Annotated in this window: 13 protein-coding genes and 1 tRNA gene; 5 read left to right on the forward strand and 9 right to left on the reverse strand. The window is 63.2% G+C overall.

The window, feature by feature from the left end; genetic code table 11:
- Positions 1–18: 18 nt before the first annotated feature.
- Positions 19–618, reverse strand: coding sequence for a transcription termination/antitermination protein NusG (gene nusG / locus C9427_RS15445; protein WP_107649994.1), 600 nt, complete (start codon positions 616–618; stop codon positions 19–21).
- 387 nt (positions 619–1,005) lie between these two features.
- Entirely contained in the window at positions 1,006–1,596 is a 591-nt protein-coding gene (locus tag C9427_RS15450) for a biotin transporter BioY (protein ID WP_107650170.1), read from the reverse strand.
- 116 nt (positions 1,597–1,712) lie between these two features.
- On the opposite strand from C9427_RS15450, the gene C9427_RS15455 reads away from it, so the two are divergent.
- Entirely contained in the window at positions 1,713–2,621 is a 909-nt protein-coding gene (locus tag C9427_RS15455; RefSeq protein ID WP_107649995.1) for an MBL fold metallo-hydrolase, read from the forward strand.
- A gap of 3 nt (positions 2,622–2,624) precedes the next feature.
- Here the strand turns inward: C9427_RS15455 and C9427_RS15460 are convergent, their stop codons facing one another.
- Together C9427_RS15460 and C9427_RS15465 are read right to left on the reverse strand one after the other, a co-directional pair.
- Entirely contained in the window at positions 2,625–3,404 is a 780-nt protein-coding gene (locus C9427_RS15460; protein ID WP_107649996.1) for a DUF1499 domain-containing protein, read from the reverse strand.
- A gap of 75 nt (positions 3,405–3,479) precedes the next feature.
- Positions 3,480–5,108 carry a fatty-acid--CoA ligase gene (locus C9427_RS15465; RefSeq protein ID WP_107649997.1) on the reverse strand — a complete coding sequence of 543 codons (1,629 nt, stop codon included), beginning with the start codon at positions 5,106–5,108 and terminating at the stop codon, positions 3,480–3,482.
- A gap of 178 nt (positions 5,109–5,286) precedes the next feature.
- On the opposite strand from C9427_RS15465, the gene C9427_RS15470 reads away from it, so the two are divergent.
- On the forward strand, positions 5,287–5,643 hold the full coding sequence (locus C9427_RS15470; protein ID WP_107650171.1) for a hypothetical protein: 357 nt from the start codon (positions 5,287–5,289) through the stop codon (positions 5,641–5,643).
- 155 nt (positions 5,644–5,798) lie between these two features.
- Complete coding sequence (locus C9427_RS15475; RefSeq protein WP_107649998.1) at positions 5,799–6,188, forward strand: DUF427 domain-containing protein; 390 nt, start codon at positions 5,799–5,801, stop codon at positions 6,186–6,188.
- Between the two features lie 25 nt (positions 6,189–6,213).
- On the opposite strand, the gene C9427_RS15480 is transcribed toward C9427_RS15475, so the two are convergent.
- The 3 genes from C9427_RS15480 to ppdK form a co-directional block, all read right to left on the reverse strand.
- The gene (locus C9427_RS15480; RefSeq protein WP_107649999.1) at positions 6,214–6,954 is read right to left on the reverse strand and encodes a polysaccharide deacetylase family protein; all 741 of its coding nucleotides are present in this window, start codon (positions 6,952–6,954) and stop codon (positions 6,214–6,216) included.
- Between the two features lie 76 nt (positions 6,955–7,030).
- Positions 7,031–8,122 carry a glycosyltransferase family 9 protein gene (locus C9427_RS15485; protein WP_107650000.1) on the reverse strand — a complete coding sequence of 364 codons (1,092 nt, stop codon included), beginning with the start codon at positions 8,120–8,122 and terminating at the stop codon, positions 7,031–7,033.
- A 164-nt stretch (positions 8,123–8,286) separates the two neighbouring features.
- Entirely contained in the window at positions 8,287–10,965 is a 2,679-nt protein-coding gene (gene ppdK, locus C9427_RS15490; protein WP_107650001.1) for a pyruvate, phosphate dikinase, read from the reverse strand.
- A gap of 217 nt (positions 10,966–11,182) precedes the next feature.
- Between ppdK and C9427_RS15495 the strand changes: the two genes are divergently transcribed.
- On the forward strand, positions 11,183–11,527 hold the full coding sequence (locus C9427_RS15495; RefSeq protein ID WP_107650172.1) for a VOC family protein: 345 nt from the start codon (positions 11,183–11,185) through the stop codon (positions 11,525–11,527).
- A 143-nt stretch (positions 11,528–11,670) separates the two neighbouring features.
- Positions 11,671–11,745, forward strand: a tRNA-Gln gene (locus tag C9427_RS15500).
- A gap of 641 nt (positions 11,746–12,386) precedes the next feature.
- Here C9427_RS15500 and C9427_RS15505 read toward each other — a convergent pair.
- Together C9427_RS15505 and smc are read right to left on the reverse strand one after the other, a co-directional pair.
- The gene (locus tag C9427_RS15505) at positions 12,387–13,376 is read right to left on the reverse strand and encodes an NAD-dependent epimerase/dehydratase family protein (RefSeq protein WP_107650002.1); all 990 of its coding nucleotides are present in this window, start codon (positions 13,374–13,376) and stop codon (positions 12,387–12,389) included.
- 106 nt (positions 13,377–13,482) lie between these two features.
- Positions 13,483–16,941: a chromosome segregation protein SMC gene (gene smc / locus C9427_RS15510; RefSeq protein ID WP_107650003.1), complete on the reverse strand. Its 3,459-nt coding sequence runs from the start codon at positions 16,939–16,941 to the stop codon at positions 13,483–13,485.
- Positions 16,942–16,953 lie beyond the last annotated feature (12 nt).

Consider the following 16,953-nt stretch of genomic DNA (forward strand, 5'->3'; position numbering starts at 1 on the left):
AGCGCCAACGCTCCTCAGTTATGCGATTGCGACGAGATCCCTGGCGTCGAGGTCAACAGCGACTTCGCCGTTCATGAAGGCAACAAGAACCCGGGCCCTCCCGGCGGGATCGAGCCGATCGAGCCGCCCGATCATCTCGGCGAAAGGCCCGGAAAGTATCTGGACCGAAGCGCCCGCAGCGAGGCCGCCGCGAAAATCCAGCAGGCCGTCCTCGCCGGTCAGCGCAATGAACCGTTCCACCAACCCCGAGGGGACCGGCAACGGCCGGTCGCCCTGCATGACCAGCGAGCGCACGCCCAATGTTCCGTTGACCGAGCGCCATCGCTGCAGCGCCACATCGAGGGCGACGAACATATAACCCGGGAAATATGCCGCTGACCGCGTTTCTAGGCGCCGGGCATGACGCGTGGTCTTCTCGTAGCGAGGCACAAATGGGTGAAAGCCCTGCCTCTGGAGATGCCATTCGGCGACGCTCTCCTTTCCCGGAAATACACTGGCCGCGTACCAGCGGGTTGCCGGACTGACAGCTGGCCGTTGCGACAAAATATTCGCCTTGTCCATTGTTTTTTCCGAACTAATCACGCGACTCGCCTTCGCGGGTTTCGGCATGGTCAGCATGAAGGGTTACGACAGCGTGAGGTTACCAGCAAGCAACTATGTCGCGAGAATCAAGATGGCTGGTCGAAAAAATTCCCGCAAATTGCGCATAGACTTTAGCCGTGCCTAAGAAGTCATCGGGCCGCTTTCTTTATTAGCTGTAGGAGGAATAATGTTGGGCAATGCGCCGATGTGTAGCTGTCTGGTTACCTTGGCCACGACGAATCGCTGGTCGTCCTCTCCTTAAGTCGCTGACTTGAAGATAGTGTGACGGCGTCGCCGGCCCGTCGTTGCGAAGCGAAGCCCGTCAGTTCGGGAACCCGCCATCGATCGATCGCCAACCTGCTATCGGAGAAACCCCGGGCCATCTCTGGTCCGGTGTTTCAGCCGATCCGGTTGACCCAGAGATCAGGAGCGCTTCAGAAGCGACCACGCGGCCGGCACCAAGCTCGCCGCCAGGGCAACCTTGATCAGGTCGCCAATGATGAAGGGCACAACGCCGAACTGCCACGACTTTTCCGCACCGATCAGCAGCGCCAGCCAGGCAAAGCCCATTGCCATCATGACGATCTCGGCAACCAGAAGCGCGTTGAAGAGCTTGATCGGATGCCGATCCCAGCCGCGATCGGCAGCCCAGCCGACGATCGCCGCCATGACCACGAAGCCGGCAAGATAACCGCCGGTGGACCCCAGCATGTAGGCGATGCCTATGCCCTTTTCCGGCGTGCTCTGGAAGACCGGAAAGCCCATGGCGCCCTCGGCCATGTAGAGAAGCAGCGTGGCGACGCCGAGGCGCATGCCGAACGCCGCGGCGATCAGAAAGACGGCTAAGGTCTGCATCGAGATGTCGACCGGGCCGAGCAAAACTTTCGTCTTGGCCGCGAGCGTCAACACCAGCGTTCCGGCGATCGCCAGCAAAAGCTGCGTCGCAAGGCGGGTCGCGCCCTTTTCAGGCAGAGCGAGAGAAACAAGCGGACGCATCGTCGTTGCAATTGCCATGGTCTTCCCCATCTTCGGATTGCCGCCGAACGCGGCCATGCGTTTTCCTATATTGGCTTCCGTGCTATGCGGCAATCGGTTTTGCCTTCCCCCCAATAAAGGTCGCGACACTCGCCATGGCGCTGGAATTCGACACACGCTTCAACCCGTCCTACGGCCGGGGCGTGACCGTTGCGCCCGACGTGCTCCGCATTACCGCCCCCAATCTCAGCCCTTTCACCTTCCACGGCACCAACAGCTATGTCATCGGGCGCGAGACGCTGGCGGTCATCGATCCGGGACCGGATGACGACGCGCATCTCGAGACACTGATCGAGGTGATCGCGGACAGGCCGGTCAGCCACATTTTCGTCAGCCATACGCATCGCGACCATTCCCCGCTGGCAGCCCGGCTCAAGCAGCATACAGGCGCGGTCGTACTCGCCGAAGGCGCGCATCGCCCGGCGAGGCCCTTGCGCACAGGCGAGGTCAATCCGCTCGATGCCAGCGCCGACATCGCCTTCGCTCCCGACATCGCCCTGCCCGACGATGGGGTGATCGACGGCGACGGTTGGGCGATCAGAACGGTGCTGACGCCGGGCCACACGGCCAATCACGCCGCTTTTGCGCTAGAGGGAACCGGCGTCCTGTTCTCGGCCGATCATGTCATGGCGTGGTCGACCTCGATCATCGCGCCGCCGGATGGCGCCATGGCCGACTATATGATGTCGCTCGATCGGCTGATCGCGCGCGACGATCGCCTGCTGCTGCCTGGCCATGGCGGGCCGGTGACCGCGCCGCGCAATTTCATGCGCGGATTGAAGACCCACCGCAAGATGCGTGAACGCGCGATCCTGGAGCGGATCAAGGGCGGCGACCGCACGATCGAGGACATGGTCAAGGCGATCTATCGCGACACCGACCCGCGCCTGCATGGCGCCGCCAGCCTGTCCGTGCTTGCCCATCTGGAGGACCTGGTGGCGCGCGATCTGGTGAGCACTGATGGCGACCCAGCCATCGACGGCATTTTTGTGCCTGCGGCGTAGACATCATTCGGCTGGCGCTACGCCCACCTGGCCGGCGACCTCCTGATCGAGCTCGGCCAGAAAATCCACGATGCGGGCCGCATTGTCGCCAAGGTCGTAGCGGCCGTAGCGGGAGGCCGAGCGCATGTCGACGATGACAGTATCGCCATCGTCTGCGACGCGGATGGCGACATCGGCGGGAAGGCTGAGGACAAAGCTTTTGGCCAGGGCGTCGATGGTCACCTCGCTTTGCCCACTCGCGTCGGGAAACGGCACTGCCAGCTGCCAATCCCGCCGGCCAAGCACGGTTTTTACTGCTTGGAGGACGCTATCGAAGGGCAGATCGTAGCTGCGCCCGGTGACCAGCGAATAGGTCTCGGTTTGCAAGCGCTGCTCGCCCGGGGTCGGCGGCGAAAGCATATTCATGTCACCCGTCCGGGTGGCGGCGAGCGCCGGCGGATCGTCAAGATCGGTCGAGATGTCGTTCAGCGGCGGATAGGTCGCCGCCTGGTAGGCGACGACACCATAAGGAGCGAGCACCAGAAGCGCCAGCAAGGCGCCGACGGCGAGGTCGCGACCGCCGCGATCGCCGAAATTCCACAGTCTCGAAAAGGCAAATCCGGCGAACAGAAGCGCGAAAGCGGCAAGCAGCGCGACAATGGCGAGCACCCAAAGGAAAACCGGCGTTTCAACGAGATCATACCGATGGCCGATGAGAACGCTCAGAAGCAGGACCACCGCAAAGGCGCCCGTTCGCCGCGACCAGCCGGCAGCCTTCGACGTCTGTCGCTCGGCAATTTCCATCGTTTTCTGCACTGCCCCTACCCAAACGGACATTTAGAGCCTTTGGTGGCGGCTTGAAGGCGGAAAGCCTTCCCGTCAATCCGTTGGCAGGCGATAATCCCTGAATTGCTCGCGCAGGCTGGTCTTCTGGATCTTGCCGGCGGCGGTGTGGGGGATTTCGCCGACAAAGGCGACGTCATCCGGCATCCACCACTTGGCTACCTTGCCGTTCATGAAAGCAAGGATATCGATCTTGGTAGGTTCCCTGCCCGGCTTGCGGACGACGACAAGCAGGGGCCGCTCACCCCATTTCGAATGAGGAATGCCGATGGCGGCGGCCTCGGCGACATCGGGATGACCGACAGCGAGATTCTCGAGGTCGATGGTCGAAATCCATTCGCCGCCCGACTTGATGACGTCCTTGGCGCGGTCCGTGATCCGCATGTAGCCACATGGATCGATATGGGCGACGTCGCCGGTATCGAACCAGCCTTCCGCGTCGAACTGTTCCGAACCCACCCCGCCATAATAGGCGCCAGCGACAGCCGGTCCGCGCACCTTCAGCCGCCCGAAGGTCTTGCCGTCCCAGGGCAGCGCGTTGTTTTCGTCATCCGTCACCTTCATCTCGACGCCGAAGGGCGGATAGCCCTGTTTGCTCTGGACATCGAGCCGGGCGTCGTCCTTGAGACCGGCATAGTCCGGCTTCATGGTGCACAGCGTGCCGAGCGGCGACATTTCTGTCATGCCCCAGGCGTGGATGACCTGGACATCGTAGCTGTCCTGGAATTTTGTCATGAGCGCGCGCGGGCAGGATGAGCCACCGATGACAACCCGCTTCAGATGCGGAAGTGTCTTGCCGGTCTCCTCCAGATGCTGAAGCAGCATCATCCACACGGTCGGCACCGCGGCGCTGAAGGTCACCTTCTCGGTGTCGAGCAATTCATAGATCGAGGCGCCGTCCATCTTGCAGCCAGGCATGACCAGCTTGGCGCCGACCATCGGCGCGCTCTGGGCAAGGCCCCAGGCATTGGCGTGAAACATCGGCACCACCGGCAGAACCACGTCGCGCGCGGATATGCCCATCGCGTCGGGCATGGCGGCGATCATGGCGTGCAGCACGTTCGAACGATGGCTGTAGAGCACGCCTTTCGGCTCGCCCGTCGTGCCCGAGGTGTAGCACATGCCGGCGGCGGTATTTTCATCGAACGTCTTCCAGGCGAACGCACCGTCGGCTTCGCCGAGCCATTCCTCGTAGGCTACGACGTCCGGCAGCGCCGTTTGCGGCATATGTGCCTTGTCGGTCAGCACGATCACCTTCTTCAGCGATTTGACCGCGCCGGCGATCTTTTCGAGCAATGGCATGAATGTCAGATCGACGAAGACCGCCTTGTCTTCGGCATTGTTCATGATCCAGACGATCTGCTCGGGAAAGAGGCGCGGATTGAGCGTGTGATAGACCGCGCCGACGCCCATGATGCCGTACCAGGATTCGATATGGCGCGCCGTGTTCCAGGCTAGCGTGGCGATGCGGTCGCCAAGCCCGAAGCCGTCGCGCTCGAGCCGTTCGGCGACCGCCAGGGCGCGGCGACGAATGTCGGCGTAGGTGGTCCGGACGATCGGGCCTTCGATCGAGCGCGACACGATCTCGCGGTTGCCGTGCTGCATGGCTGCGTTGTCGATAAGTTTATGGCAGAGCAGCGGCCATTCCTGCATCAGTCCGAGCATTCGTTCCTCCCACTGGTTTTTGTTCCATTGTGAGACGAACCTGTGGATTGTCCAGCCATGCCGGCGCGGAAGCGGTGCATTGCTCGAAAACACAGGGAAAACCGCCACAATCCGGCCATCGTCGCCGTTAATCTTGATTAACGGGGTGGGGCGCGATTGGCGAATGAAAGAGGTTCGCATGGACGCGCAGGTTGACGACGATACGCTCGAAAATACACTTGCCGAAAGCTTGGCCGATATGGTGCCGGACACCAAGACCGTTTCCGAAGACGAATTCGCAGAAGTCGTCGGCGGCGCCCTTGAGGCAGTCGGTGGCACTTTGCTGTTCAAGATGTGCGTCCAGAACGAAGGCGAAGGCGAACATGTTGCCGCGGCATGCGTGGGTGACGGCGGCAACCGCCAGTTCCTGCTTCTCACCTTGCCGACCGCCGGTGGCGCGCTCAAGGTCGAGACGGTGTCGCGGAGCACCAATCCGGTGGCCGGCATCGCCGCCGCCTATGCCGGGTTGATGGATGCATTTCAGGCTGCCGCCTGATCGTTCCGGGTAAGATCAGTTAGACGAGCCACCAGGCCAGAACCTGAGCGGCGCCGGCTGTATGTCACTTGTTGAACGGTGCCCTTGCGAACCGCACTCGTTCGACACACCTATTCCGGACGGCGCCCCATGCCGGTCACGGAGAATCCCAGCCAATGGACCAGATCGCAAATCCCGCACCAGGCTTTCAACGCAATCCCGGCAAGGTCATCACCGTCGGGGCCTACCGCGGCACCGTCACGGTGCGTAGCGGCGAAACTGTTATCGCCTCGTCAACCAAGGCAAAGCTCCTGACCGAGCCCCCCTACCCCCCGGTCCTCTACATTCCGTTCGAAGACATCGATTTCGACCAGCTTCGCAAGACGGAGTTCTCGACGCATTGCCCTTACAAGGGCGATGCGAGCTATTGGAGCGTGCTGCCTGCTGCCGAGGCGGGCAAGGATGCGATGTGGGCGTATGAGCGGCCTTTCGACGAGATGGTCGAAATCCGCGATCATGGCGCATTCTATGCCAACAAGGTGACGATCGAAGCCGCGCCGGACTGAGCAGCGGATACTCAGAACTTCGCGGTCAGTCGGTGGTGCCGTTGTTGCCGATTCCGTCGGCCTCATCGAGCCGCACGAAGGTGAGACCCTTGGCCTTCAGCGCCAGCAGACCTTGCACCACGCCCTCGCCGGCGGCATGGGTCGGCTGATTGATATGAGAGATGATGACATCGCCGTCCTTAGCCGCGGCGATCCGGCGTGCGGTTTCCTTCGCTCCCAGCAATGAACCGCCGTCGCCGTTTATCGAGAAGCCGGCGACCTTGAAGCCAAGCTTGCGGATCATGGCGATGGCCGAGGGGCTGTATTCGGCGGTTGCGCCGCGAAACCATTTCGGTGCCGGCTCGCCGGTGCCGGCAAGGGCGGCGGCGCCCGACTCGACCTCGGCCAGAACCGCGGCCGGGCTGCCGGCGGCGCGGATGCCGTAGATCTTGCGCGGTGTGTCGACCGCCGGGACGTGGCGGCCGCCATGGTTTTCCAACTCGAACAGATCAGGATGCGCCCGCATGATCTCGACGGCGGCGGCGTTGCGTTTCAGCCAGATGCCGGTGACGAAGATGGTGGCCGGGATATTGTTCTCCACCAGGGCCGACAGGATCCTTGTGTCGGTCCGCCCGCCACAGGCATCGAGCGTAAGCGCGACACGACCGTTGCCGCCAGCCTCCGGCTTGATATGCAACGTCGGCTCGACGAGTGGCGCGGCATTGGCCGCGGATACCACCCATATCGACATCGCGATCGCGCAAAAATGCTTTTGGAACAGATGCATAGTTTGGTTTTCCAAGCCGGCGCCATCAAGGACGCGGCAGTCTTGAACGCCACGCCCAACTTTGGCAAGTGCGGCGTCAGTGTACGTGCTCCACGTCCTTAACCGTGCGTGAAAGGACTTCCCGCATCGCGGCGACAACTGGCTTGACCTCCAGGCGCCAGACACAACAAGCCTTGCTCGGATCCGGCCATTGACACAGTCTGTTGGCCACGCACGGACATGGAAAGAGGGGCTGGAGGGCAATGCCTGGGACGCCGACTGGTCCCCATCTGGCCGGATCAGTGAGGCCATAAAGTCCGACGACCGGAGTTCCGACGGCGGCCGCCATATGCATCGGACCGCTCTCATTGCCAAGGAAAAGCCGTGCCTGTTTTAGGACGGCGAGCAATGTTTCAAGCGGCGTCGTGCCGACCAGATTGACTACAGGCGAAGTGGTCTTGGCGACAATGCGCTCGGCGGGCATCCGTTCGTCCGGACCGCCGACAAGCACGAAGTCCAGCCCGGTCTCCCGCGAGATCTCGTCTATTGTCATGGCAAAGCGCTCCGGCTGCCATTGCCGCCCCTCGAAACTCGCACCCGCATGCACAGCGATGAAGGCGTTGCGCCGAAGATGGTGTCTGTCGAGCAGCGCCAGCGCTTTGGCTGTTTCCAACGGCAGCGGTTGAATGGACGGGACCGGCACACGCAGATCGACGCCAAGTGCCTCGAGCGGCGAAAGATAGCGATAAAGGAAGTGCCGTTCGCCAAAGCCAAACGGTTTTGCCAGGACGTTGGCAGGCTGCGGCTCGTGCCAGCGCAAGGGCCTTTCGGGAGGGTCGTAGCCCACCCGGGTCCTGGCTTTGACCAACCGCGTGATGATCCGCGAGGTCTTTGAATCGGTCAGGTCGATCGACAGATCAAAGCCAAACCGGCGCAGCGTCCGCACCATCGTGTAAAGTTCGTGTCCGCGCTCAAACGGCGTGCCGCGCATGCGGGCACGCCTGAACGTCACGACGTCAGAGGCGATGCTGTGAGCGGTCAGAAAGTGTTTGAAGCGAGCTTCACAGAGAAACACGATCCTGGCCTCGGGATATTCGAGCCGCAGGTTTTTGGCGAGCGCGGAGGCAAGGACTATATCGCCGATGAACTTCGTCTGGATGATCAGGATCGAGCGGAAAATCTGAGGCATCTGTTTCTGCAGCCGGGAGCGGTTTGGGAGCCGCAAATTGGGCAGAAACGGTGTCGAGATTCGGAGCTGAAACGCGCAACTTCGCGTGAACTCAATTACAAAATTTTAATGTTAGACCGGGGACCGCCAGGACCAATCGACATCATCGATTGGTCCGAGAACCCTCACCCGCGGCCGACCTTCGCAACCCGCACCGCCGCCTGGGCGGCAGCCAGCCTGGCGATCGGCACGCGGTAGGGCGAGCAGGACACGTAGTCGAGGCCGATCTTTTCGCAGAAATGGATCGACGAGGGATCACCGCCATGTTCGCCGCAGATGCCGAGCTTGATGGCCGGCCTTGTCGCCCTGCCCTTCTCGGCCGCCATCCGAACCAGTTCGCCGACGCCTTCGATGTCGAGCGATACGAACGGGTCCTGCTCGATGATGCCCTTCTGCCGGTAGGTTTCCAGGAATGAGGCCGCATCGTCGCGCGAGATGCCGAAGGTGGTCTGGGTCAGATCGTTGGTGCCGAAAGAGAAGAATTCAGCCGTCTCCGCAATGACATGGGCGCGGATCGCCGCGCGCGGCAGTTCGATCATCGTGCCGGTGAGATAGTCGATCTTGACGCCGGTCTCCTGCATGACGCTCGCGGCAACCGCATCGATCCGCGCCTTGACGTAGTCGAGCTCCTTCACCAGGCCGACCAGCGGCACCATGATCTCGGGAACCACCAGCGCTCCAGCCTTCCTGCCAGCTTCCACGGCCGCCTCGAAAATGGCGCGCGCCTGCATCTCGGCGATTTCGGGATAGGAAACGGCGAGACGGCAGCCGCGATGGCCGAGCATCGGGTTGAATTCGTGCAGCGCCTCGGTGCGCTGCCTGAGCTTGTCCGGCGACACCTTCATGGCGGCGGCGACCTCGGCCACCTCTTCCTCGGTCTTGGGCAGGAATTCGTGCAAGGGCGGATCGAGCAGGCGGATCGTCACCGGCAGGCCGGCCATGATCTCGAACAGTTCGAGGAAATCCGAACGCTGCATGGGCAATAGCTTGGCAAGGGCCGAGCGCCGGTCCTTTTCCGTATCGGCCAGGATCATCTCGCGCATGGCAACGATACGGGCGCCGTCGAAGAACATGTGCTCGGTGCGGCAAAGCCCGATGCCCTCGGCGCCAAAGGAACGTGCCATGCGCGCGTCGAGCGGCGTTTCGGCATTGGCGCGCACCTTCATGCGGCGCGCCGCATCGGCCCATTCCATGATGGTGGCGAAATCGCCGGAAAGTTCCGGCTGCTGCATCGGCACGGCGCCTTTCAGCACCTGGCCATTGGCGCCATCGATGGTGATGATGTCGCCTTTGCGGAAGGTCGATCCCATCGCCATCAGCGTGCCGGCCCGGTAATCGACGCGCAACGAGCCGGCGCCCGACACGCAAGGCTTGCCCATGCCGCGCGCCACCACCGCGGCGTGGCTGGTCATGCCGCCGCGCGTGGTCAGGATGCCTTCCGCCGCATGCATGCCGTGAATGTCTTCGGGGCTCGTCTCGATGCGCACCAGGATCGCCTTGCGGCCTTGCGCCTTGGCTTCCTCGGCATCGTTGGAGGAGAACACGATCTCGCCAGTGGCAGCACCCGGAGAGGCTGGCAGGCCGACGCCGATCACGTCGCGCGCGGCCTTCGGATCGATGGTCGGATGCAGCAACTGATCGAGCGAGGCGGGATCGATGCGGGCGACGGCCTCTTCCTTCGAAATGAGCTTGTCGCGCGCCATCTCGACGGCGATCTTGAGCGCTGCCTTGGCGGTGCGCTTGCCGGACCTCGTCTGCAGCATCCACAATTTGCCGCGCTCGATGGTGAATTCGAGATCCTGCATGTCGCGGTAGTGTTTTTCCAGGCGGTCGGAGATGGTGACGAAGGACTGGAAAGCCTCCGGCATCAGCTTCTGCAGCGATGGCTTGTCGGAGCCGGCGGCAATGCGTGCCGCTTCGGTGATGTTCTGCGGCGTGCGGATGCCGGCGACGACATCCTCGCCCTGCGCATTCACCAGGAACTCGCCATAGAGCATCTTTTCGCCGGTCGAGGGATTGCGGGTGAAGGCGACGCCGGTGGCCGAGGTGTCGCCCATATTGCCGAACACCATGGCCTGGACATTGACCGCCGTACCCCAGCTTTCAGGAATATCGTGCAGGCGCCGGTAGGTGATGGCGCGGTTGTTCATCCAGCTCGAAAACACGGCTGATATCGCGCCCCACAGCTGCTCGTGCGGATCCTGCGGAAACGGCTTGCCGAGTTCCTCCTCGACCTTGGCCTTGTAGAGCGCGATCACGCCTTGCCATTCGATGGCCGTCAGTTCGGTGTCGAGTTCATGGCCGAGCCCGCCCTTCTGGTCTTCGAGGATTTCCTCGAACACCTCATGGTCGAGACCCATGACGACATCGGAATACATCTGGATGAAACGGCGGTAGCTGTCATAGGCAAAGCGGGCATCGCCCGAATCGGCGGCCAGCGCTTCGACCGTCTCGTCGTTGAGGCCGAGATTGAGCACGGTGTCCATCATGCCAGGCATCGATGCCCGGGCACCTGAGCGCACCGACACCAGCAGCAATTTCGAGGGATCGCCGAAGCGGCGCCCGGTCAGCCGGCCGATATGGTCGAGGGCGACGGCGACATCCGCTTCCAGGGACGCCGGATAGCATCGCGCGTTGGCGTAATAGGCATTGCAGACTTCGGTGGTGATGGTGAAGCCCGGCGGCACCGGCAGCCCCAGGCTGCACATCTCGGCCAGATTGGCGCCCTTGCCGCCCAGAAGGTTCCTGTCGCCGGCACGGCCTTCAGCAGCGCCATCGCCAAAGGTGTAGACCCATTTGGTCATGCTTGCTCTCCACTCGCAGGAGATTGAAAAGATTGACGAAGCCGAAGTTTCGCCGTGCCCATTCCGAGCGATATGATGCTGCACTGCGAAAGGCAAGGCGTCGGCAAAGCCGGCCGCCCTCTACAATCGATTAAGAAAAAGCGACATCGAAAAGACTTGCAATTCGGGTGGCTTTCCTGTAGAACAAACCATGAACAATCAACAGAAGCCTGCACCGATGAGATCGACGGGAAAACTTGATTACCTGGAAATGCCGGCGACCGGCGGAACGCTGGACAGCGTGAAGGCTTTCTACAGCGCCGCCTTTTCATGGTCGTTCACCGATTACGGACCGACCTATTCGGCCTTTGCCGAAGGGCTCGACGGCGGCTTTCAGGCCGATGCCGCGGAAGCGCCGGCCAAGCCGCTGCCTGTGCTTTATTCCGAGGATCTGGAAGAAACGTTGGACGCTATCGAAAATGCCGGCGGCACGATCGTCAGGCCGATCTTTTCATTTCCCGGCGGCAGGCGGTTCCATTTCGTCGACCCGGCCGGCAATGAAATGGCGATTTGGGGCGAATAGACGCCATCGCACGGCCGCGGGGAACGATACGAACGCCTATCCGCGGGAACCGGTGGATCAGTTCCGCGCACTCGCCATCCCGGCATTGAGCTTTCCCCCGGCTCGTCCTATAAGGCCGCGCTCAGCCGGCGCGTTCAGGCTGTTGGGGCGTAGCCAAGTGGTAAGGCATCGGTTTTTGGTACCGACAATCCCAGGTTCGAATCCTGGCGCCCCAGCCAAATATCACTGGGTCCATTCCGGACACATGGGTTACGGTTTATACCGGAGATGGTGGACTGACCCCCTTGGGTGAGACACTAATCAGGGACAGTTCCTCAGGGTTTGGATTGCGGCAAGGGATCCTGGCGTCTCCTCCGGCCACCAGTGGCCCGCGGGATCGCACTGCAGCTGATCTCGACTCCTCCCCCGACGCGGATCAAAGCAATCGTCGACGAAGCCGAGCGGACCGTCCGGCGCTGAGGCCTTGATCGCTTCTTTGAAGCAGCCCGGGCCAATTAGCTTAACACGGTCAGAGAGACGAAAAAATCGTCAAGGGGAAACTTCCCGGTTTGAAAGAGCCAGAGTTGATGTTGGCGGACCTACAACAGGCAGCGCCTGCATTCCGCACTCGACTATCTCTCGCCGGATGAATACGAAGCCGGCCTAATTTAACGCGATTGCGCCCGGGCCGGTTGCTGAGGCTCTGACGAACTTCTGGGCGGATCTGCCGGATCCCGCAGAGGCCCAAACGACCGGTTCCCGGGGGTAACGCCTGGGGATCGGCGACATGGCAACATTTGGCCCCAGCCACGCTGTTTTCGGCTTTGCCACCTTGGAGCGCGTCGTGTGATGGAATTCACGCGGCGCGCTTTTCAGCTGGTTACTCCCGGTTTGTTTCGGATAGCGCCATCCATTCCGACCGGTACCAGTCGACAAACTTCTTCAAGCCATCTTCTATCGAAACGCTCGGCCGGAAGCCGAAATCGCGCTCCAGCGCCGCGATGTCGGCGTAGGTTCGCTCCACATCGCTCGCCTGCATCGGCTCGTTCCGGCGGATCGCCGCGACACCGAGCAGCTTTTCCAGAATGTCGATGAAATCGCCCAGCCGCACCGGCCGGTTGTTGCCGACATTGTAAAGCCTGTTCGGCGGAACCTCCGTGGGGGGCTTGTCGAGCACGGCGACGACGGCCTTCACCACATCGTCGACATAGGTGAAATCGCGCCACATCTCGCCATTGTTGAACACCCGGATCGGCCTGCCCTCGAGCATCGCCTGGGTGAATATCCAATAGGCCATGTCGGGTCGGCCCCAGGGACCATAGACAGTGAAAAACCGCAGGCCGGTTTGCGGGATGCCGAAGAGATGGGCGTAGGTATGGCTCATCAGCTCATCCGCCTTCTTGGTGGCGGCATAGAGCGACACGGGCTTGTCGACCTGATCGGCCTCACTGAACGGCACGGTACGATTGCCGCCATAGACGGAGCTCGACGAGGCATAGACCAGGTGCTCGAATGCGGACTCGACGCGGCAGAATTCGAGCACTTCGAGATGGCCCATCACGTTGGAGCGGACATAGAGCCGGGGATTGTCGAGGGAGTGGCGCACGCCCGCCTGCGCGGCGAGATGGACAATCCTGACGATGCCCTTGCCGGCCAGGGCAGTAGTGAGCGCGCCCGGTTCGGCAATATCGAGCTGGTGAAATGAAAAATCCCGGTGGGGCAGAAGGCGGGCGAGCCGCCCCTTCTTGAGCGCCAGATCGTAATAGTCGTTCATGTTGTCGACGCCCACCACCGCCTCTCCCCTGTCGAGGAGATGATGGCAGACATGGCTGCCGATGAACCCCGCGGCTCCGGTGACGAGTACAGGCAACGAGGTTCTCCAGACGCACAGCCATCGAACGGAAACCGTCCGCTTCATGTCGTGCTATAATTGAAAGCCGGAATTGAGGCCACCGGCAAGCCGCGTTATCGATGCTTCAGCTTGCCTCGCGCATGGCTTCGGCCGCCTGCAGGTCGACCGACACGAGCTGGCTTACGCCCTGCTCGGCCATTGTCACGCCGAATAGCCGGTTCATGCGCGCCATGGTGATCGGGTTGTGCGTGATGATGACGAAGCGCGTATCGGTGGTGGCGGCCATTTCGTCCATGAGATTGCAGAAACGCTCGACATTGTGATCGTCGAGCGGCGCGTCGACCTCATCGAGCACGCAGATCGGCGCCGGATTGGTCAGGAATACGGCGAAGATCAGCGACATCGCCGTCAGCGCCTGCTCGCCGCCGGACAGCAGCGTCATGGTCTGCGGCTTCTTGCCGGGCGGGCGGGCAAGAATCTCCAGACCGGCTTCGAGCGGATCGTCGGATTCGATCAGTTGCAGCTCGGCCGTGCCGCCGCCAAACAGATGCGAGAACAGCCGCTGGAAATGACCGTTGACCACCTCGAAGGCAGCGAGCAGCCGTTCGCGGCCTTCGCGGTTCAGGCTCTGGATCGCCTGCCTGAGCTTGCGGATCGCCTCGATGATGTCCTCGCGCTCGGAAACGATGGTCTCCAAGCGGTCGGACAGTTCCTTCTGCTCCTCCTCGGCGCGCAGGTTGACGGCGCCAAGCCGTTCGCGCTCGATCTTCAACCGGTCGAGCTGACGCTCGATCTCGGCCATTTCGGGCATCGGGCTGTCGGCCTCGAGGCCAGTATGGCGGATGACCAGATGCGGCGGCGTGTTCAGCGTTTCCTGGATACGCGCCTCGACCTCCAGCCGCCTCTCGTCGGCGGCGGTCAGCCGCTCTTCGGCGCGGACGCGCGTTTCACGCGCCTCGGCCAGCGACTGGATCGCCGCAGTCGCGGCCTTGTCCAACTCCGACTGCCGGTTCTCCGCTTCCTGCAGGCGGTCGCCCGCCGCCTGACGCAGGCTTTCCGCCTCGGCAAGCTGCGAGAGAAGCGCACGCCGCTTGGCGTCGATCTCGTCGGGGGCGTCGGCGAGCATTTCGCGCTCGGCCTCGGCTTCGGCCTTGCGTTCGCCGAGTGAAGCGATCTGCGTCGAGGCGTTCTCGGCGCGCTCCAGCCAGTTGCGGCGCTCCGTCCCGATGGCCTCGAGCCGGCGCATCCGCGCCTCGGCCTCCCGCCTCAGGCCCTCATGAACGGCGCGCGCATCGGCAAGAGCGGCGCGATCGCGGGCGACATTGGCCGAGGACTGTTCGAGCTGCAACTGCAGATCGCCGAGATCGGGCGCTTCTTGCAGCAGCATTTCCGCCTCGACGAAAGCAGCCGCCGTCTCCTCATGGCTGTCGACGATTCGGGCGCGCGCCTCGTCCAGTGCGGCGCGCCGGCTCGACAGCTCGCCGCCGGCTTTCTCGGCCTCGGCCAGCACGTTGCGCGCGGCGTCAAGCCCGTGCTGGGCGTCGCGCCCGGCCTGCCTGGCATTGCGTTCGGCCTCGCTGCTTCGCGCCAACGCCTGTTCGGCTTGCGCAAGCGCGGCTTCGGCGCCGCGCAGGACAAGCGTGGCTTGCACGGCTTCGGCATCGAGCTCCGCCAGCCGGTTCTTCTGCGCTAGCCTTTGTGCTGCCGCGGTCGGCGCATCGGCGCTGGCGGTGAAGCCGTCCCAGCGCCAGAGCGCGCCTTCGCGGCTGACCAGCCGCTGGCCGGGCGCAAGCAGCGCTTGCAGCCGCCGCCCGTCGCCGGCCTCGACAATACCGATTTGCGCCAGCCGGCGCGCGAGTTGCGCCGGCGCGCGGACGACACTGGCAAGGTTCCTGACGCCTTCGGGCAGAGCAGCGTCGCCAGGCTGGATTTCGCTTTCACCCCAATGCACTGGCGCGCTGCGGTCAAGCGGTACGTCAAGATCTTCGCCAAGGGCAGCGCCAAGCGCGGTCTCGTAGCCGCGTTCGACGCTGATCTGCTCCAGCACGGAGGGGAAGAGATCGCCGCTGGCCGCATTCAGGATCTTGGCCAGCGTGCGCGCCTCGGTCTCGATACGAGCCAGTTCGCCCTTGGCATCCTGGACCGGCGGGCGGGCCGCATTTTCGGCCGCGCGCGCCTCGGCAACCGCCTGTTCGGCAGCGATGGCGGCGGCCTCGGTTTCCTCGAGCAGCGCCATGGCGTCCTCGACCAGAAGCCGCTTTTCGGCCGGATCAGGCAGGCCGGCAACCCTGGATATGATGTCGGACAATTCCCGGTCGACATCGGCGAGCTGGCGGGCGAAGCGGTCACGGCGCTCGGCGGTATCGCGCAGGCTGCGCTCGATCTGGTTGCGCGAGGCGGCGGCCTCGGCCCGTTCGGCGGTCAGCGCCGCCAGTTTCGCCTCACTCGCGGCAAGCGTTGATGCCGCCTGTTCGAAAGCCGCGCGAGTGTTGGCCTCGCGCTCGGCGGCGCCGGCATTTTCGGAATTCAGCTCGGCTTCTTCGGTGCGCAGGCGTTCGAGAATGTCGGCGTTGTCGCGCACCATCCGCTCCTCGCGGGCGATGTCGCCGTCGAGTTGCTGGAGCCGTCGGTCGAGTTCCGCCTGGCGGGCGCGGATGCGGCCTGCTTCCTCCTCGATCTGCGCCTTGGCGATCGACAGGCGCTGGAACGCGGCAGCGGCGGCGGCTTCCGCGTCGCGCAGGTCCGGCAGCCGGTGCGCCCCGATCCCCTGCTCCCTGGCGGCGGCCATTTGAGCGGAGGCGCGGTCGCCGACAAGCGCGGTGGCAACCGCCAGGGCCGAGCGTGCCTCGCCTTCCTGCGTCTTGGCAAGCGTCCAGCGCAGATGCAGCAGCGTCGCTTCGGCCTTGCGGATATCGGCCGACAGGTTCTTGAAGCGCGAGGCCTGACGGGCCTGGCGCTTCAGGCTTTCGATCTGGCTTTCGAGCTCGCCGACGACGTCTTCCAGCCGCTCCAGATTCTGTTCAGCCGCCTTCAGCCTGAGCTCGGCTTCGTGGCGGCGCGTATGCAGGCCGGAGATGCCCGCCGCCTCTTCGAGCAGCGCACGCCTCGCCTGCGGCTTGGCCTGGATCAGTTCGCCGATGCGGCCCTGTCCGACCATCGATGGCGAGCGCGCGCCGGTCGACTGATCGGCGAAAAGCAGCTGCACGTCCTTGGCGCGGGCTTCCTTGCCGTTGATGCGGTAGAGCGAGCCCGCCTCGCGCTCGATGCGGCGCGAGACCTGCAGTTCGTCGGCATCGTTGAAGGCGGCGGGCGCGCTGCGGTCGGTATTGTCGAGGAAGAGCGTGACTTCGGCGGTGTTGCGGGCCGGACGCGTTCCCGACCCGGAAAAGATGACGTCGTCCATGCCCGACGCGCGCATGTTCTTGTAGGAGCTTTCGCCCATCACCCAGCGCAACGCCTCGACTAGGTTCGACTTGCCGCAGCCGTTCGGCCCGACGATGCCCGTCAGGCCGCGCTCGATGACGAACTCACCGGGTTCGACGAAGGATTTGAAACCGAGCAGGCGAAGGCGCGAAAACTTCATTCACGCCGCCCC

Origin of the sequence: Mesorhizobium helmanticense (genome assembly GCF_003034915.1) — a bacterium.
Taxonomy (GTDB): Bacteria; Pseudomonadota; Alphaproteobacteria; order Rhizobiales; family Rhizobiaceae; genus Mesorhizobium; species Mesorhizobium helmanticense.